Origin of the sequence: Halostagnicola larsenii XH-48 (assembly GCF_000517625.1) — an archaeon.
Lineage (GTDB): Archaea > Halobacteriota > Halobacteria > Halobacteriales > Natrialbaceae > Halostagnicola > Halostagnicola larsenii.
Genome location: NZ_CP007055.1, coordinates 798457 through 817176, shown reverse-complemented (window position 1 = coordinate 817176; position 18720 = coordinate 798457). Strand labels below are relative to the sequence as shown.

Below are 18720 nucleotides of genomic sequence, written 5' to 3'. Positions count from 1 at the left end.
CGCGGTATGGTTTTTCGGCTCGTGCTCGGCTGTGGCACCGTCGGCCAGCCGATCGTCGAGCAACTCACAACGCGCGACGGCCGGCTGCTCGTCATCGCGGACACCGCGAGCCTCGTCGAGACGCTTCGAGACGAGAGTATTCCGGCACGTCACGACGATCCGACGGATCCCGCCGTTCTCGAGGGACTCGAGACGCCGGACGAAATTTTCATCGCGAGCGATCGAACCGACGTCAATCGGGTCACACTCGAGCGGGCCCGCGAGCGGTTCCCGGCGGTCTCCATCGTCGCCTACCTCGGTGGAAACGCCGACGAAGCCGATCGAGAGGCGTTCGAATCGCGAGCCGACAGGGTCATCGATCCGTCCGCGGCACTGGCTGCGGATATCATCGACAAAACGGCCAGTTCGTCGGCGAAGAACGCGATCGACCTCCGAGCGCAACTCTCGAAGATCGACGGACGGCTCGGCGTGTTCATGCACGACAATCCCGATCCCGACGCCATCGCGAGCGCGGTCGCGCTCGTCGAAATCGCCGAGCGAGTCGGACTCGAGGCCGACGCGTGCTATTTCGGGGAGATCTCTCATCAGGAAAACCGGGCGATGGTGAACCTCCTCGAGTTGGATCTCACGAACTTCGAGCGAGACGATCCGCTCGGCGCCTACGACGCGTTCGCGCTGGTCGATCACGCCCGCCCCGGCGTCAACGATCAGCTCCCTGAGGAGCTTCACGTCGATATTGTAATCGACCACCATCCGCCGCGAGGGCCTGTGGCGGGTGAGTTCGTGGACCTCCGCGAGGGGGCCGGCGCAACGAGTACGATCCTCACGGAATACCTCGTCCGGTTCGGCGTCGACTTCGATTCGCGGGTTGCGACCGCGTTACTGTACGGTATTCGGATCGACACCAACGACTTTACTCGAGAGGTATCGGCGATGGACTTCGAGGCGGCATCGACCCTGTTGCCAGCCGTCGATGGGGCGAAAATCGATCAGATCGAAGAGCCGACGGTCGGCGGCGACACGCTCGAGGTTATCGCTCGAGCGATCAAAAACCGCGAGCAGCGCGAGTCGGTCGCCGTCGCGGGCGTTGGACGCCTCGGGGATCGAGACGCGTTACCGCAGGCGGCGGATCAACTCCTCGCGATGGAAGGCGTGAGTACGACGCTCGTGTTCGGGTTCCGCGACGAGATGGTGTTTCTGTCGGCACGGTCTCGGGCGAGTAACGTCGACCTCGGCGAAACCCTTCGAGACGCGTTCGACCCGATCGGCAGCGCGGGTGGACACGCCGATATGGCCGGCGCACAACTCGAGATCGGGATTCTCGGTAGCGCCGACGACGAGGACGAACGCAACTCGATTTTCAGCGTCATCGAGGAGGTGATCACCGATCGATTCTTCGAAGCGATTCGAACGCGACCCGGCACGCCCGTGGGGGCCTACGACCGCACCAGCGAGTGGTTGTTCCAACCGGACGAAGGCGAACAAAACGACGGCGAGTCGGCGTGAAGCGCCTCGAGGTCAAGCCACCTGGCATTCGCCTTGAACCGCCTGTAAATCGCGTCGCAACTGGATAGCGGACGGCGGGAACGCACAGTACTTTTGCGGTCCGGCACCAAACGAACGCGTATGGACGTTGTTCCGGAGGGGAAACCGCCGGTCAAAGAGTACATGACGCGAGAGGTCGAAACGGTCTCGCCCGACTCGACCGTATTCGATGTCGCAACGCGGATCGCCGAGAGCGACGAGCACAGCGGCTTTCCCGTCTGTGATCGGCGCCGCGTCGAAGGATTCATCAGCGCGCGAGATCTCCTGTTGGCCGACGACGACGAACCGATTTTCAAGGTGATGACGACCGATCTTCTGGTCGCCCATCCCGAGATGAAACTGACCGATGCCGCTCGAGTTATCCTCCGGTCGGGAATCCAGAAGCTTCCCGTCGTCGACGACGCCGGTAACCTCGTGGGAATCATCTCGAACGCAGACGTGATTCGAAGCCAGATCGAGCGGGCCACCCCCGAAAAGGTCGGAAAATTGATCCGGACCTTAGAGCAGATTCACGAGATCGATCTCACCCAGGAGCGACGGACGGTTCCGTTGTACGACCTGATTCCGACGCAGGGGCGGGTATACGCCGACGAACTCGAGGGACGGCGGTACGAACTCGAACACGGGCTGGCCGAACCGCTGGTCGTCATCGACAACGCCGGAACCCTGATGCTGGCAGACGGTCACCACCGAGTGCTCGCGGCGGATCGGCTGTCGATCGACGAGATGGACGCGTACGTCATCGTCATCGATCGAGAAATCGACCTCGGAATGGCGAAAACGGCCGCCAAAGAGAACCTCGAGGGGATCGAGGACATCGACGTCGTCGACTACGCCCGACACCCGCTCGTCGAAACCACCGAACGATTACAACCCGACGAGGAGTAGACGACGGGCGAGAACATCCCTTCTTCCAGTCACAGAGCGCGCCGAACGCGACGACCGAACCGAGTCGTCGATGCCCGAAGGATTACACCCTCGAGTGCGTACGTCTCTCCATGAGCACGTGGATTGGCGAGACGTTCACGAGCGATGTCGGCTGGAATCACCTGGAGAAGCTGGTCGGTATCGGTACTCGGATGGCAGGCAGCGACGGCGAGCGCGAGGCCGCAACGCTGACGCGGACGGCGCTTTCAGACGCCGGCGCGCGAAACGCACGCCTCGAGACGTTCGACGTGCAGGGGTGGACTCGCGGCGAGAGTTCGATTCGCGGCGAGCGTTCCAGTTTGTCGCCCGGACTCGAACACGCCTCGATCGCGCTTCCGCGGAGTCCATCGAAGACGGTTACTGCGGAACTCGTCGACCTCGAGTACGGACTCCCAGGTTCGTTCGCCGAGACGGACATCGACGGCAAGATCGTCATGGTCAGAAGCGACGTTCCGGACCACTACGAGCGCTACGTTCACCGCCGGGAGAAGTACTACCACGCGGTCGACAACGGCGCGGTCGGGTTCCTCTATCGAAATCACGTCGAGGGCTGCCTGCCACCGACCGGAAGCGTCGGAACGCCCGCGGCTCCGATCGGGGAGATTCCGGCTCTGGGCGTCTCGAGCGAACTCGGCGCGCGCCTCGCACGACGGTTCGATGGTGAGGACATCGAGATTAGTGTCGAGGCCGATATCGGCGGCGCGACGAGCCAGAACGTCCACGCCGAACTCGGCCCCGACACCGACGAACGGATTCTCGTGACGAGTCACGTCGACGCACACGATATCGCAGAGGGAGCGCTCGACAACGGCGCTGGCACCGCCATGGTTGTCGAACTCGCGAACGCCCTTGCGGGGCGCGAAGACGACCTCGAGACGCGAGTCGAGTTCGTCGCCTACGGCGCTGAGGAGGTCGGTCTCGTCGGGTCGGAACACCACGCAGAGCAGACGGCCCACGACGATATCGTCGCCGTCGTCAACAACGACGGCGTCGTCGGCGATCGGACGCTCTCGCTAATTAGCCACGGGTTCGACGGCCTCGAGTCCGCGGTGGAGACGATTTCAGAGCGATACGACCACCCGATCGAAACGGATCCCGGTCTCGGTCCCCATAGCGATCACTGGCCGTTCGTCCAGTGGGGCGTGCCGGGCTATCACGTCACGAGCACGTCGGACGACGTCGGTCGGGGATGGGGCCACACCTACGCCGACACGCTCGAGAAACTCGAGAAACGGACCCTGCGCGAACAGGCGGTGTTGCTCACCGAACTCGTCGTCCACCTCGCGAGCGACGACGCCACGATCGAACACAGGCCGCCCGAAGCGATCGCCGCCGACCTCGAGGATCAGGGCCTGGCCGAGGGCATGCGAATAACGGGTGACTGGCCGTACGACCGGGACGGAAACTAAACGCACATCCGCACGTTTTTGGTCGGGCCGCCGGAACTGGGTCCTATGGAATCCGCCGCGTGGACTGCGGGCGACCAACCGGTCGTCGGTGTCGTAGACGCCGACCCGGATTCGGCGGCAAACGAGGACCGCCTCGTCGACTCGCTCGAGACACTCCTCGACGAATACGACGGGTCGGTCGTGACCGGTCACGCCGAGACCGTCCGCGAGGCGGACCCCTCGTTCGTCGTGGCGTTCGGCGACGAAGCGCTGTTCGACGTTCTCCAGTCGGCTGAGTGGGCCGAGACCCCTGTCCTTCCCGTCGACTGTAGCTCAGGGGCGGTCGGAATTCGACGGACAGCCCTCGTGGACGCAACCAAAACCGTTCTCGAGGGGGACGCACGCGTCTGCGAGCAGCCGCTTCTCGAGGTCCGTATCGGTGATGGGGAGGGGCAACGAGCGCTGTCCGACATCACATTGGCGACCGACGAACCCGCCCGAATCTCCGAGTACGGTATCGAGAGTCGAGGGGAGTCGATCGATCAGTTTCGGGCCGACGGCGTCGTCGTCGCGACGCCATCGGGCAGTCACGGATACGCCAACGCCGTCGACGGACCGATACTCTCCGCTGCCATCGAGGCCGTGGTCGCGGCACCGATCGCCCCCTTCGACACGCACACCGATCGCTGGGTGCTCCCGGACGAGGACCTCTCTCTTTCGATCGAACGCGACGAGGACGCCGTGGCGGTGTCGGTCGACGGGCGAACGCTCGAGACAATCACTGCCGACACGCGCGTCCACATTACTGCGGATGGATCGCTCTCGACGTTCGCGATTTCAGGAAAGAGCGAATGAGGGTCGGTCGAGACGATTCTGTGCTCTGAGCGGCCCGTTTAGCTGTTGTATGGCTCTTCGTCCCGGTGGTTGTCGGGATTTTCCTGTTCGAGTGCGTCGTTCTCGCGTTCGACGGATTTGTGTTCGATGTCCTGGCGGCGCTGTTCTTCGTCCTGGCGTTCGCGAGCCTCCTTTTCTTCCTCGGTGAGTTCGTCGTCGTCCTCGGCCTCGGTATCCTCCTTCGCCAGTTCTACGTCTCGGCCGTGCTCGTCTTTTTCGGACATAGTGGTCACCTCGTATTGGGTGTGTACCCCACTCCACTGAAAAGGCCTTGGGCCTGAATATGCGCCCTGATGTTTGATAGTAGCGCTCTCGAATCCGGATTTCTCCTCTTAGAACGCGCCCCGGATCACCACGGTTCTCCCGACGCCAGATCGATTTCGCTGTCGCCTTTTTCGGACGGGCAGATGTCCGCGAGCACGCAGTCGCCGCAATCGGGATTCTGCGCGGAACAGATCGCTCGCCCGTGGTCGATACACAGGTGCGTAAACTGCTGCCAGTAGTCTTCGGGAACGATTTCGATCAGGTCCCCCTCGATCCGTTCGGGATAGCTCTCTTCGGTGATCCCGAGTCGCCTCGAGAGTCGCTGGACGTGCGTGTCGACGACGATCCCCTCGACGATGTCGTGGCCGTGCTGGAGGACCACGTTGGCCGTCTTCCGGCCGACGCCCGGCAGGTCCGTGAGTTCGCTCATCGTATCCGGCACCTCGCCGTCGTGTTCCTCGACGATTGTCTCGCAGGCGTTTCGGATGTACTTCGCCTTGTTGTTGTAGTAGGTGATCGAGTTCAGCGCCTCGGCGAGTTCATCCTGCGGCGCGTTCGCGTAGTCTTCCGGGCCGTCGTAGGTCTCGAACAGGGGCTTCGTCTCCTTGTTGACCCGCTCGTCGGTACACTGCGCGGAGAGGATGACCGCGATCAGCAACTCGAGTCGGTTCGAGTACCGAAGCGAAATCGTCGAGTCGGGGTAGGTCTCCTCCAACCGATCGACGATTTCTGCGGCCTGCTCGGTCCGCGTCTCGCGTGGCGTTCCCATAACCTCCGCTTGGACTGTCGGGCTTTCAGCGTTCGGATTTGGGGTCGGTTCAAAGCCGAGGTTGGTCGAATATCTCCCGTCGAGACAGACGACACTGATCAGTTGCCGAGACCGACACCTCGGTCGCCAACCTCGAGCGTTCCATCGTCGAGTTCGGCTTCGATCGCTCGAGTTGCCCGCACCATGTTTCGCATCTTGCCGAAGGCAATCTCGCGTGGAAGGAGTTTCAGACCGCAATCCGGGCTAATTGTGAGGCGCTCCGGTGGGACGACCTCCAGGCCGCGTTCGATGTTGGCTTTGATTTCTTCAACGGATTCGACCTCGGCAGTGTGCACGTCGACGGCGCCGAATCCAAGGCTTTTGGTGAACTCCGGTTCCTCGAACACCTCGAGTTGGCCGTAGTCGCCGTTGTTGAGTTCGAGGTCGAACTCGTCGACCGGGAACTCGAGGATCTCGGGGTAGATTCGGGAGTAATCGCCGTAACAGACGTGGAGACCGATGTAGACGTCCTCGGGGATTCCTTCGACGACCGTCTCGAGACAGTCGCCGACGATGGCGTAGTCCTCGGGCGTCGTCGCCAGAGCCGCTTCATCGATCTGGATGTAGCGCGCGCCAGCGTCGACGAGTTTTCGAATTTCGGTGTTGACCAGCTCAGCAACGGCCGCGGCGAGTTCGGCGTCGTCTTCGTAGACTTCGTTAAAGCACCACTTGGCGAGGGTGTATGGACCAGTAATCGGGACTTTAACCGGCCGAGACGCCACCGTGCTGGTAAACTCGTATTCGTCTACGAGCCACGTCCCCCCGTACTCGACCTCGCGACGGACGCTGGGCTTATCGAAGTAATTGTGTCCCCATACCTTCACGAGGCCGTTGAACTCGTATCCGTCGATCCGTTCTGCGAAGTATTCGACCATCTCGTTGCGTCGCATCTCTCCGTCGGTGACGACATCTAGCCCGACGCGTTCGTGGTCGGTCGTGACGAGTCGGGCGGCGTCATCTTTAGCTTCCTTCCACTCCGATCGACCGAAGTCAGCGTCAGGATCTTCGAACTGGTCTCGAGCGCGATTGTGCCACTTCGGTTTGGGTGCAGCACCGACGACGGTCGTCAGCAGGAAGTGATCGTGCGGGTGATCCCCCGGTTTGAATTGGTCGCGCAAAGCGGGACCCGTCACGCCTGGGCCTCCGTTGAGATGTCTGCCGTTCGTTTCTCAAGAGAGATATCCGTTCGTCTCGGATAGCTACTCGACTGGTCGAATCCGTCGACCTTTCTCCGTGGTTTTGCAGGACTCCGTGGAGTTGTCAGTTGGATCAATGGCATACATGACTCACATAATACATAACCCAACATAATACTAGTTGAATAGGATATAACTAGTAGGAATTCACTCGACGGTATCTCCTCGAGTGGTCATCAAGATGAACGAAACCAACTTGCGCACACAGCAGATCAATTACCCAGCACAAACGAATGTCGAAGCCACTGCGGTACCACGTCCGCACCATCCCGTGACCTTTAAGCGGCCGGTACTCGCCAGTCTGGGTATGAAAGCCACGGCTTTGGCACATCCGATTCAGGGGCTGGTCAAGTATCACGGGATGCGCGACGATATCGAGCGGCTTCCGTACCACGACAGTATCAGCGTCTGCACCGCGCCGAGTCACACCAAGACGACGGCCGAGTTCTCCGCGGAGTACGACGAGGACACGTTCGTCGTCGACGGCGAGGAACTCGAGGGGCGTGGCGCCGAACGCGTCGACGCGGTTCTCGAGAAGGTTCGCGAGAAAACCGACTCAGACCATGCCGAACAGCCGGTTCGACTGGTGAGCGAGAACGACTTCCAGACGAACGTCGGACTCGGATCGTCGTCGTCGGGGTTTGCCGCCGCGGCGATGGCGCTTTCGGAAGCCGCCGGCATCGACGCGGATCGGGAGGAGATTTCGACGATCGCCCGCGTCGGTTCGGCGTCGGCCGCTCGAGCGGTTACCGGGGCGTTTTCGCAGCTCTACACCGGATTGAACGACGAGGACTGTCGATCCCGCCGCATCGAGACGGGACTCGAGGACGACCTCACGACGGTCGTCGGCCTCGTCCCCTACCACAAGGAGACCGAAGACGCACACAACGAGGCCGCCGACAGCCACATGTTCCAGGCGCGTAACGCCCACATCCACGGGCAGATCGCGGAGATGCGCGACGCGCTCCGAAACGACGACTTCGACGCCGCCTTCTCGCTGGCCGAACACGACTCGCTGTCGCTGGCCGCGACGACGATGACCGGTCCCTCGGGCTGGGTGTACTGGCAACCGGCGACGCTCGAGATTTTCAACCGCGTTCGGAAGCTCCGTCAGGAGGAGGATATCCCGGTCTACTTCTCGACCGATACCGGAGCGAGCGTCTACGTCAATACGCTCGAGGAACACGCCGATCGCGTCGAATCGGAGGTCGCAGACTGCGGCGTCGAGACGATGGTCTGGGGCGTCGGCGGACCTGCACAGATCCTCGAGGACGACGCCGAGCAGTTGTTCTAAAGCTCGAGTATCGACCGCGCCGTTGGGCAGATCTCGGGGCCGAAAGACGGCAATTCGAACGAGTCTCGAGGTCGCCGGGAATATGCCGGCACTATCGCTTTCCCCGTCCTTCCTGTAATCGAGATCATGAGCGATCGGGACGGGACCTGGCTCGGTCTCCCACGACGCGTCAAACCGCTCGTCCAGGCCGGCGTGCTCCTCGGCCTGGGACTCGGCGGGTTTTTCGACGGGATCGTCTTGCATCAGATCCTCCAGTGGCACCACATGGTCTCCTCTCACGCCGACCCGACCATTGCGGGTAACCTCGAGTTGAACGTCATGGCCGACGGGTTCTTTCACGCCGGGACGTACGTCTTCACCGTTCTCGGAATCGTCCTGCTGTGGCGCGCGTGGGGGCGACCTGGCGTTCCCAAGTCGGGTCGGGCGTTGTTCGGATCGGTGATCCTCGGGTGGGGACTATTCAACGTAATCGAAGGGATCGTTAATCACCACCTCCTCGGGATCCATCACGTCTGGCCGGCCGGTCCCGGAAGCGTGTTCCTGTGGGACGCCGGGTTTTTGCTCTGGGGCGGACTGTTCATCGTCGGCGGCTACGCCATCGTCCGTCGCGGCGCTGGAGCGCCGGCAGTCGAGCATGCACCAGCGAAGGCCGGAGGGGGAGAGTAGCGCGTTTTCGACGAGTGTAGTCCGTCAGGGGTCCGAGTCCGTCTCGCCATCGTCACCGTCCGAATCTGTATCGCCATCGTCGCTGTCGGAGTTCGTATCACCGTTCGACCTGTCCGCTGTATCCTCGCTTTGTACAGCATGCGGCCGCGGCTGCGTGTGCGCCGATCTGGGTGTACGCGAGGAAACCGCCAGCGATCTCGAAGCAACTCGAGTGCGCTCGACACCACGACCGGTGCCACGACGACCACCGGGAACCCTTTTTCCCGTCGACTCGTACGGGTGGATATGAGAGAATTCGTCTTCGCGCTGGAGTACGAACCGGGAACGAACCCGGTTGCAGACGTACTCGCGGACAATCCCGACGCCTCGGTCCGCTCGCTGTCGTGTCACGTCACCCCCGAGAGCCTCTGGCGGGTCGACCACGCGACGGGTTCGCCGGCGGTCCTCGAGGATCTCGAGGAAGCCTATCGGGACGCGACCTACTTCGCGGACTGTCTGGTCAAGGATGATTGCGGTGCAGAGTGTGAGGTCCAGGTCCTCGATCGATCGAACGACACGCTCGTCGTCTACACCTACTGGGATCGGACGCCGGTCTGTACGTCGATTCCCCACCTCGCGCTCGAGTACCTCGGTGAGGGGCTGCTGTTCGAGACCTACCGCGAGGGCCAGCGCTACCGCTGGCGGATCGTCCTCTCGAGCGACGCGTCGGTTCACACTTTCTTCGACGCTCTCGGCGACGAAGTGGGCGAGTGTACGGGAATGGAGATGATCCGGCTGACGGAAGTCGACCCCGAGCGCGCGCGGCCCGATCCCGATGGGGCGCTTCCGGAGTCCCAGCAGGCTGCGCTCCGGGCGGCCGTCGAGCACGGCTACTACGAGACGCCGAGAGAGATCGAACTCTCGGATCTCGCAACGGAACTCGACGTGCCGCGCTCGACGCTGTCGTACCGACTCCGGCGCGCCGAGGCGGCGCTCGCGACGACGTTCGTCGACGCCGATGCCTCCATCGAGGCGCTCGCACCGGAAATCTGAGTGACCGACCGCGTTCGGACCGCGTCGTCTTCCATAGCCGGAACCAACCGCTATTTGGCGTGCGCCAAATAATTGCTATCCTCACTCGGCGCGTAGCATCAGCTAATGACAGACGCCGCTTCGTCGCCCGACTCGAGGTCGACCCTCGAGCTTCGGGTTCCCGAGATGGACTGTCCGTCCTGCGCCGGGAAGGTGACGAACAGCATCGAACGTCTCGAGGGAATCGAGGGGATCGAATCGCAGGTAACGAGCGGTCGCCTCGTCGTGACCTACGATCCGACGCTCACGAGCGAGGACGAGATACGGACTCGCGTGCGGACCGCGGGCTACGCCATCGCGGGAGACGAGAGCGAACTCACGGTCTCGGTTCCCGACATGGACTGTGCGTCGTGTGCAACCAAAGTCGAAAACGCCCTCGAGCGCGTCGACGCCGTTCGAGAGATCGAAACCCGACCGGCGTCCGGACGGGTGACGGTGAGCGGGGGCTCCGACCTCGAGACGGCGACGGTCGTCGAGGCCATCGACGACGCGGGGTACGAGGGGGAACCGATCGAGGAGGGAGCGGACGGACTCGGCGAATCTCGAGCGGTGTGGCGGAGTCGCCGAGCGATCGGAACGGCCATCGGCGGTGCGCTAGTCGCCGTCGGGATGGTGCTCCAGTTCGCGGTTCCCGGGCTCGATCCGGCAGTCGCGACCGTGTTCGGACGAACCTACGCGCTCTCACAGCTCCTGTTCATCGGTGCGGTGGCCGTCGCCGGCCTGCCGGTTCTGCGAAACGGCTACTACTCGCTGCGAAATCGCAGCCTCGACATCGACTTCCTGATGAGCGCCGGGATCGTCGCCAGCGTCGCGGCCCACCACCCGTTCGAAGGCGGAATGCTCGCGGTACTGTTCTCCGTCGCGGAGTTGCTAGAGCGGTACTCGATGGACCGGGCGCGCGATTCGTTACGCGAGTTGATGAGCCTCTCGCCCGAGACGGCGACCGTCCGCCGAGACGACGGGAGCGAGGCGGTCGTCGCGGCCGACACCCTGGATATCGGCGACACCGTCATCGTCAAGCCCGGCGAAAAGATCCCGGCCGACGGGACGGTCACGGAGGGTCAGAGCGCGGTCGACCAATCGCCGATCACGGGCGAAAGCGTCCCCGTCGACAAGGAGACGGGCGAGGAGGTTTACGCGGGGACGATCGTCGAATCGGGCTACCTCGAGATCGGCGTCGAGAGCGAGGCGGACGATTCGACCATCGCCCGCATCGTTCGGATGGTCGAGGACGCCGAACGCGAGACGACCAAACGCGAGCAGTTCGTCGATCGGTTCGCCAGCGTCTACACGCCGATCGTCGTCGCGCTCGCCGTTGGAATCGCCGTGGTACCGCCGCTGGTGTTCGACGCCTCATGGAACGTGTGGTTCCTGCGCGGACTCACGCTGCTGGTCATCGCCTGTCCCTGCGCGTTCGTCATCAGCACCCCCGTCAGCGTCGTCTCGGGGATAACCAGCGCGGCCCGAAACGGCGTGTTGATCAAGGGCGGGCGCTACCTCGAGGCAGTCGGCGAGAGCGACGTCCTCGCGGTCGACAAGACGGGGACGCTCACGTCCGGCGAACTCGAGGTAACCGACGTGATCCCGCTCGAGGGCGCGGACGAATCGGACGTGCTCGCCCGCGCGAGCGCGATCGAACGCCGGAGCGAACACCCCGTCGGCGATGCGATCGTCGAGGCCGCAGGCGAGCGCGGTCTCGACGGGTCCGGGGCGGACGCGAAACCCGCGACCGACGCCGAGGAGTCCGACCCGTTCGCGGTGTCGAACTTCGAGGCCCTCACCGGACGCGGCGTGCGCGCGGAGCTCGACGGCGTCACGCATTACGTCGGCAAGCCGGACCTCTTCGAGGGGCTGGCCGATCTCGAGCACGTCCACGCCACGGACGGCGGCGTGGTCGCCGGCTCCGAGTCCGACGAGGCGGACTGGGACCGCGAATCGAACCCCGACTGCGACCGAGCGGGCTGTCTCGACGTGCTCTCCGAGATCGTCCCGAAACTCGAGGCGGACGGAAAAACGGTCGTCGTCGTCGGAACGGCGGACGGACCGCTCGGCGTCGTCGCCGTCGCAGACCAGGTCAGACCGGAGGCGCCATGGGCCGTCTCGCAGTTGCAAGAACAGGGCGTGAGGGTGGTGATGCTCACCGGAGACAACGAAGGAACCGCGCGGGCCATCGCCGAGGAGGTCGGCATCGACGAGTACCACGCCGAGCTGCTGCCCGAGCAGAAACTCGAGTGGATTCGTCGCCTCAAAGCCGGCGACCGAGTGCCTGTAGAGCGCAGATCGGATGCACAATCGGCCTCCGACGAGAAATTTGCGAATTCGGCCGGCGACAGGAGCGTCACGATGGTCGGCGACGGCATCAACGACGGCCCCGCGCTCGCGACCGCGACGACCGGCGTCGCGATGGGCGCCGCGGGAACGGATACGGCCCTCGAGACGGCCGATATCGCGCTGATGGGCGACGACCTGACGCGGCTGCCATACCTCTATCGCCTGTCGAGGAAGGCGAACGAGGTCATCAAACAGAACATCTGGGCGAGTCTCGGCGTCAAAGCGGTCCTTGCGCTCGGTGCGGTCCCGGGCATCGTCACCATCATCCATGCCGTCGTCGTCGGCGATATGGGAATGAGCCTCGGCGTCACGGGCAACGCGATGCGACTCGCTCGAGAGGAACCCGAGACGCCTGCGTTCGACGCCGATACCGACGGAGCGGACACGGCGGTCGACTCGGACTGAGCCAGCCCCGACCCGGATCGACCTTTCCGTCGCAGGCCCAACCATCAGCAGTGCGCTCGTGGTATCGTGTTTTCATGGTCGAAGTTGGATTTACCCTCTCGAGCGAGGAACACGGACCGAACGAACTGGTCGAGTACGGCGTCCACGCGGAGGAAGTCGGATTCGACTTTCTTTCCGTCTCGGATCACTTCCACCCGTGGGTCTCCGCGCAGGGCGAGTCGCCGTTCGTCTGGTCCGTGTTGGCCGCCCTCGCCCAGCAAACGAACGAGATCGAGTTCGGCGTCGGCGTCACGTGTCCGATCATCCGAATCCACCCGGTCAATGTCGCCCATGCGGTCGCGACGACGGACGTTATGGCCGAGGGCCGGTTCACCTTCGGCGTCGGGACGGGCGAGAACTTAAACGAACACGTCACCGGCGAGAAGTGGCCGGAACACGGCGTTCGCCTCGAGATGCTCTCCGAGGCCATGACGCTCATGCGAGACCTCTGGGAGGGCGAAAACACGAGCCACCACGGCGAGTACTTCACCGCGGAGAACGCTCGGCTGTACACCGTTCCGGAGGAGATCCCCGAGATCGTCGTATCGGCGTTCGGCCCGAAAACGGCGCAGTTTGCCGGGCAAGAGGGCGACGGCCTCTGGTGTTCCGGCCCGAAATCTGGCGTCGTTGATACTTACGAGGACGCCGGCGGCGAGGGGGCGAAATACGCACAGCTTCACTGCTGTTACGCCCCAACCGAAGACGAAGCGATCGATACCGTCTACGAAAACTGGCCGAACGGATTCATTCCCGGCGAACTCGGCCAGGTACTGCCGACGCCCGCACACTTCCAGCAGGCGGCGTCGATGGTCGAGCGCGAAGACGTCGCCGAGGGCTCGACCGTTACCGACCCGGATCCGCAGGCACACATCGACAGCATCGAGCAGGCGATCGACGCGGGCTACGATCACGTCTACGTCCATCAGATCGGACCGGATCAGGAACAGGCACTCGAGTTCTACGAGGAAGAAGTCCTCCCCTCGTTTTCCTGAATCTGCGTCCCGTGCGAATTCAGCGGACGCCGCGTGCGAATTCGAGCGGAGGATGCGTGCGAACGTTGGGCAGAAATATCCACTCGACCGAACGCGCCCTCGCCGCTTCCCAATGCGTTTTGTCGCTCGATATCGAATCGGTCCCATGGAGTATACGACGCTCGGCAACACGGGAACGACGGTCTCGAGACTCTGCTTTGGGACCTGGCGATTCGGGAGAGAAACCGGCGGCGTCGTCGAAACCGACCGGGACGAGGCACACGACTTGCTCGACGCCGCCAGCGATCACGGCATCAATTTCATCGACACGGCGAACGTCTACGGCGATCCGAACGGGACGAGTGAGAAGTGGATCGGCGAGTGGCTCGAGGACCGCTCGCGCGAGGACTACGTCATCGCCTCGAAGGTCTACTTCCCGTTCGACGGCTGGGGCGAACCCGGACCGAACGACTCCGGCCTCGGGCGCAAGCACATCCGCGCCCAGATCGAAGGCACGCTCGACCGACTGGGAACGGATTACCTCGATCTGTACTACATCCACCGCTGGGACGAGGACACGCCGATTCAGGAGACTCTGGAGACGCTGACAGCCCTCGTCGACGAGGGGAAGGTCAACTATCTCGGAGCCTCGAGCATGGCCGCCTGGCAGCTCACGAAAGCCCTCTGGACCAGCGACATCGAGGGGCTACAGCGGTTCGACGTCACCCAGCCGATGGTCAATGCGGCCCAGTACGACACCGTCGCGGATTACCTCGAGGTCTGTGCGGATCAGGACCTCGCGGTCTGTCCGTACTCGCCGCTGGGCGGCGGCTTCCTCACCGGCAAGTACGACCGCGCTGACGACGGTTCGGTCATCGCTCCCGACGGCTCGCGAGGGAGCCTCGACGACATGTTCGACGAGTACTACGCGACCGAACAGGCGTGGGACGTGCTCGAGACCGTCGAGGACGTTGCGGACGAAGTCGACGCCTCGCCGGCGCAGGTATCCCTGCGCTGGCTCATGAACCAGACCGAGTTTACCTGCATTCCGATCGTCGGCGCGAGAACGCCCGAGCAACTCGAGGAGAACGTCGGCGCGGTCGATGTCGAACTCTCCGACGAACAGTTCGATCGGATCGACGGCGCTCGCGGCGAGGCGGAATCGTAAGCGGACACTGTTTCTTGCGTTCCGATCGGGTACTGCCGTCTGTCGACGCGAATCGTTTCGAGCGACCAAAGAACGTTCCAACTTCTTCGACTGAAAAATTCGGCAGACGTATTCGACTGACAACCATCAGGCCGACTTACAGCGCGAGCGCGTCGACGAGCACGGCGACGAGGACGGCCCCGAGGAAGGCGTTCGACGCGTGGAACGAGCGAAATGCGGCGGCCTCGCTCCGTTCGAAGTGGAGCCTGACCGCGGTCCAGAGGAAGATCCCGCCGAAGATGGCAACCGTCGCCGCGTACAGCGCGCCGAGGTCGGTGATCCAGGCCAGTCCGATGGTTCCCAGCAGCGTCGCCGCGATGTAGTAGATGATGTGTTTGCGGGTTTCGGTCTCCCCGCGGACGACCGGCATCATCGGGAATCCACCTCGAGCGTAGTCGTCGCGGTAGGCGAGCGCGAGGTTGTAGAAGTGCGCGGGCGTCCAGAGGAAGATGACACCGGCCAGCGCGAGCGCCGGCATTTCGATCGTGTCGGTCACCGCAGCCCAGCCGATAAGTGCGGGCAACGCGCCGGCTAATCCGCCCAAGACGGTGTTCTGGACCGTGTTTGGTTTCAACAGCAGCGTGTAGACCACGCTGTAAAAGAGGATCGCAGCCAGTCCGAGCGCCGCGGCGAGGGCGTTGATCGTCAGAAAGACGGAAAGTGACGCCGCGGTCAAGAACGCACCGAACGCCAGCGCCCGCCGCACCGGAATCAGATCGGTCGCGAGCGGACGGTCGGCCGTCCGGGACATCTTTTGGTCGATATCGCGTTCTAAAACGTGGTTGAACGTCCCTGACGCGCCGATCGCGAGCACGCCGCCACTGAGCGTCGCGACGATGGTTCCGATCTCGAGATCCTGGCCCGCCGCGAGTGCCATCCCCGCCGCAGCGACGAGACAGAGCAGCCACATGAGCCGCGGCTTCATCATCTTGAAGTACGCGAAGGCGGTGAGACGCGCCCGCTCGAGTCGGCCCGTCGGAAGCGTTCGCTCCGGAACCGTATCCGGATCGATCGGGGCCGGCTCCGGCGGCGACTCGATCGCGTCGTCGTCGCTGCCCGTCGTCCGCTCTAAGTCCCAGGCGAGCGCGAGGACGACGATCGAGAAGATGCCGATCCCGAGTCCGAGGTGAAGCCCGGGGAGGATCGCCGCGGAACCGACCGTCGCCGTAACGGCGCCGACGCCGATCTGGATCAGATAGAGCACGAACGAAACCACCAGCGCCGCGGTGACGCGACGCGAGGCATCACCGACTACTGCGGCGGCGACGGTGATCGCGGCCAACACGCCGACGACGGCCGCCGTGAGTCGGTGGCCCCAGACGATGGCCAGTTCCGTCTGACTCACCGGATCGACGGGAGCGCTACAGAGCGGCCAGGTCGAGCAGGTCGTCGCCGCGTTCGTAATCGAGGTCGTGGCACCGATGATCAAAAGCAGGTAGATCCCGAGCGCAGTCCCGGCTAGCAGTGCTGAGAATCGCCGCTGGGTCCCGATCGGCCGGGGATAGGAATCGGATGCCACGATATCGTTATCTCGAACTTCGCCCCTGTGTACTTATGCGTCCCGCTTTCTGCCATTCGGGAGTACCGTCACCTCGAGTCGAGCGAACATGTTCAGCCGGTCGGTGGAGATCCGCACACATGTGGTTTTTCCTACATTCCCATATCGGCGGCCGCGTCCGGAACCGGCAACGCGCGGGGCGAGACGCCGAGCAGTTCCCCGACGTGATCCAGCGCCATCTCGAAGCCGTAGTAACGCTCGAGTTCGTCGCCGTCGGCAGTGGGTCGGACTTTCAACATGGCGTATCCCTCGCGGTTCTGTGCCACTGCCGCCGTGGGCTGTCCGCCCGTGGCGTCGTCTGTACTGAACTCGAGGAGTCGTTCGGTTTCGGTTTCGCGGTAGGTCGCCGTGATCGCGTCGTTCGTCGCCGTTCGCTCGTCGTCGGTCATACGCTGTCTCGAGCGTCGACCAACGGAAGGGTGTCGGTTTCGACGGGGTTCGTTTCGTGACCGCCTAATCGGAGGAGGGAGACGGATCTGCTCCGAGACCGACATCGCTTTGTCACTTCACTGGAGATTACCCCTCGTGAGTTCGCAGTGAGCGCCGAGGAGTCTACCGGTTCCTTCCACACCCTCGAGACGTTCCGAGTGACGCGAACAGTCGCGGCTCAGTGGATCGTCGTCTCGACCGTCGGTTTCTTCGCGTTCGGCTACCTGTTCGCGGGCGTTCTCGCGCGGCTTCAGGGGCGTCCGCTCGAGCCGATCGTCCTTCCGATTTCGTCCCAACCCGCGACGCTCGGGTGGCTCGCCGTTTTCGGACTCCTGGTCGCGGTCGTCATCGTCCTCCACGAGACGATTCACGGGCTCGCGATGGCCGTTTTCGGCGGTGAGCCCACCTACGGTGTCGGCCTCTCTCACGTCATCGTTCCCTACGCCTACGTCAATTCCGGCGGCGGCTACACGCGCAACCGGATGCTCGCCGTCTTGCTCGCCCCGTTCGTCGGCATCTCTGCGCTCGGCATGCTGGCGATGGCCGTCTACCCCTCGCCGGTGCTCGTCGCGGTCCTCGCCGTCAACGCCGCGGGTTCGATCGGCGACCTCTGGATGGCCTCGATTCTCGCACGGTTTCCAGAGACCGTTCGCGTCGGCCCGCTTCCGGACCGATCCCCGGACGGGCGGGGGATGGGAATCTACGGCTCGAGGACGGCACGGGGTCGGCGAACGGCGCGCTCGAGACTCGCGTCGACGTTCCTCGTCGGGGCGGTCGGGACGTTCGTCGCGATCGCGATCGCGATCGTGAGCGCAATTTTGCTCTCGATGGCGCTTGGCAAAGGAACCGTGATCGTCGGGGATCCGGGGAGTCGCTGGTTCCTGTTCGCACACGAGATCAGCCGGGCCACCCGACAGGTGAGAGTTCGCGTCGGAACGCAACTGATAACCGCGTTGACGGTGCTCGGAGGGATCCTCTGGACGACAGCGGGTATCGGTCGACGGCTGGCGCGAGCGTGAGACGTATTGTTCGCCATTTGTCGGAAGTGGTCGACCGAAACCGCCGTTCGTTCTCACGAACCGTAACGTTCGAGCACCTTCGCTACGGATCGTACCCATGACGAAGTGGCTGCAAAGCGGGCGGCGGCGGGATATCTGTTACCTGCTCGCAGGTGAGGGCGAGCGACGCGGCCAGCAACTCAAATCCGACCTCGAGTCACACTACGACGAGCGACTCGAGCCGTCGTCGTTCTACGGGACGCTGTCGGCGCTGGTCGAGGCGGGACTGCTCGAGACCCGAACGGAGGGGCTCTACGACGTCTACGCGCTGACCGAAGCCGGCGAGAACCGACTCGAGGAACACTATCAGTGGGCCCAGACGTGTCTCGAGTGAGACGGGGCTGTCACTAGAGTACGACACGGCACAGCACCGCCAGCGGACTCGAAGCCGTGGCGAAGTGGCTGTTATTGAATCGTGTAGCTTACGATCTCCTCGCAGTCACACTCCGGGCAGTCTGACGCGGTCGAACCGACCGTGGTCCCACAGCGTCGGCACTCGTCGACGACCGTCGAGTTCGATCGCTGAAAGAGCACCGTTTTTAGAACATCTCTCACGCCGTCTCACCGGATTGGTCTGGTCCGTGCATACTCGAGCACACCGATAGAACGGGGTTTGTTATTGTCACGCTACCGAGACAGTCTCTGATTCAAAGGTGTTATTTACGTCAA

Annotated in this window: 17 protein-coding genes; 12 read left to right on the top strand and 5 right to left on the bottom strand. The window is 63.4% G+C overall.

Going from position 1 to position 18720, the window contains the following annotated elements; all coding sequences use genetic code 11:
- The first annotated feature begins 6 nt into the window (after positions 1-6).
- From HALLA_RS04010 to HALLA_RS03995, 4 genes are all read left to right on the top strand, one after another.
- A complete protein-coding gene (locus HALLA_RS04010) occupies positions 7-1506 on the top strand; it encodes a DHH family phosphoesterase (RefSeq protein ID WP_049952184.1) in 1500 nt (499 codons plus the stop codon).
- Between the two features lie 120 nt (positions 1507-1626).
- A complete protein-coding gene (locus tag HALLA_RS04005) occupies positions 1627-2433 on the top strand; it encodes a CBS pair associated ParBc domain-containing protein (protein WP_049952183.1) in 807 nt (268 codons plus the stop codon).
- A gap of 110 nt (positions 2434-2543) precedes the next feature.
- Positions 2544-3881 carry a M28 family peptidase gene (locus tag HALLA_RS04000; RefSeq protein WP_049952182.1) on the top strand — a complete coding sequence of 446 codons (1338 nt, stop codon included), beginning with the start codon at positions 2544-2546 and terminating at the stop codon, positions 3879-3881.
- 45 nt (positions 3882-3926) lie between these two features.
- Positions 3927-4715, top strand: a complete 789-nt coding sequence (locus tag HALLA_RS03995) for an NAD(+)/NADH kinase (protein WP_049952181.1) — start codon at positions 3927-3929, stop codon at positions 4713-4715.
- A 38-nt stretch (positions 4716-4753) separates the two neighbouring features.
- Here HALLA_RS03995 and HALLA_RS03990 read toward each other — a convergent pair whose 3' ends face one another.
- The 3 genes from HALLA_RS03990 to HALLA_RS03980 form a co-directional block, all read right to left on the bottom strand.
- Positions 4754-4978: a hypothetical protein gene (locus HALLA_RS03990; RefSeq protein WP_049952180.1), complete on the bottom strand. Its 225-nt coding sequence runs from the start codon at positions 4976-4978 to the stop codon at positions 4754-4756.
- 125 nt (positions 4979-5103) lie between these two features.
- Positions 5104-5787, bottom strand: a complete 684-nt coding sequence (nth, locus tag HALLA_RS03985; protein ID WP_049952179.1) for an endonuclease III — start codon at positions 5785-5787, stop codon at positions 5104-5106.
- Positions 5788-5885: 98 nt separating this feature from the next.
- Positions 5886-6959 carry a methionine synthase gene (locus HALLA_RS03980; RefSeq protein ID WP_049952178.1) on the bottom strand — a complete coding sequence of 358 codons (1074 nt, stop codon included), beginning with the start codon at positions 6957-6959 and terminating at the stop codon, positions 5886-5888.
- A 370-nt stretch (positions 6960-7329) separates the two neighbouring features.
- Between HALLA_RS03980 and mvaD the strand changes: the two genes are divergently transcribed.
- The 6 genes from mvaD to HALLA_RS03950 all read left to right on the top strand — a co-directional run bounded on the left by mvaD (position 7330) and on the right by HALLA_RS03950 (position 14967).
- The gene (mvaD, locus tag HALLA_RS03975; RefSeq protein ID WP_049952177.1) at positions 7330-8316 is read left to right on the top strand and encodes a phosphomevalonate decarboxylase MvaD; all 987 of its coding nucleotides are present in this window, start codon (positions 7330-7332) and stop codon (positions 8314-8316) included.
- A 126-nt stretch (positions 8317-8442) separates the two neighbouring features.
- Complete coding sequence (locus HALLA_RS03970) at positions 8443-8982, top strand: DUF2243 domain-containing protein (protein WP_049952176.1); 540 nt, start codon at positions 8443-8445, stop codon at positions 8980-8982.
- A 285-nt stretch (positions 8983-9267) separates the two neighbouring features.
- Positions 9268-10014, top strand: a complete 747-nt coding sequence (locus HALLA_RS03965; RefSeq protein WP_049952175.1) for a helix-turn-helix domain-containing protein — start codon at positions 9268-9270, stop codon at positions 10012-10014.
- 105 nt (positions 10015-10119) lie between these two features.
- Entirely contained in the window at positions 10120-12789 is a 2670-nt protein-coding gene (locus HALLA_RS03960; RefSeq protein ID WP_049952174.1) for a heavy metal translocating P-type ATPase, read from the top strand.
- Between the two features lie 74 nt (positions 12790-12863).
- The gene (locus tag HALLA_RS03955) at positions 12864-13820 is read left to right on the top strand and encodes a TIGR03557 family F420-dependent LLM class oxidoreductase (protein WP_049952173.1); all 957 of its coding nucleotides are present in this window, start codon (positions 12864-12866) and stop codon (positions 13818-13820) included.
- A 145-nt stretch (positions 13821-13965) separates the two neighbouring features.
- Positions 13966-14967, top strand: a complete 1002-nt coding sequence (locus HALLA_RS03950) for an aldo/keto reductase (protein WP_049952172.1) — start codon at positions 13966-13968, stop codon at positions 14965-14967.
- 136 nt (positions 14968-15103) lie between these two features.
- Here HALLA_RS03950 and HALLA_RS03945 read toward each other — a convergent pair whose 3' ends face one another.
- Complete coding sequence (locus HALLA_RS03945) at positions 15104-16525, bottom strand: heme o synthase (RefSeq protein ID WP_049952171.1); 1422 nt, start codon at positions 16523-16525, stop codon at positions 15104-15106.
- 131 nt (positions 16526-16656) lie between these two features.
- Positions 16657-16953, bottom strand: coding sequence for a DUF7111 family protein (locus tag HALLA_RS03940; protein ID WP_049952170.1), 297 nt, complete (start codon positions 16951-16953; stop codon positions 16657-16659).
- Between the two features lie 147 nt (positions 16954-17100).
- On the opposite strand from HALLA_RS03940, the gene HALLA_RS03935 reads away from it, so the two are divergent.
- The gene (locus tag HALLA_RS03935; RefSeq protein WP_049952169.1) at positions 17101-18012 is read left to right on the top strand and encodes a DUF3267 domain-containing protein; all 912 of its coding nucleotides are present in this window, start codon (positions 17101-17103) and stop codon (positions 18010-18012) included.
- A gap of 97 nt (positions 18013-18109) precedes the next feature.
- Positions 18110-18385, top strand: a complete 276-nt coding sequence (locus HALLA_RS03930; RefSeq protein ID WP_049952168.1) for a PadR family transcriptional regulator — start codon at positions 18110-18112, stop codon at positions 18383-18385.
- The last annotated feature ends 335 nt before the right edge of the window (positions 18386-18720 follow it).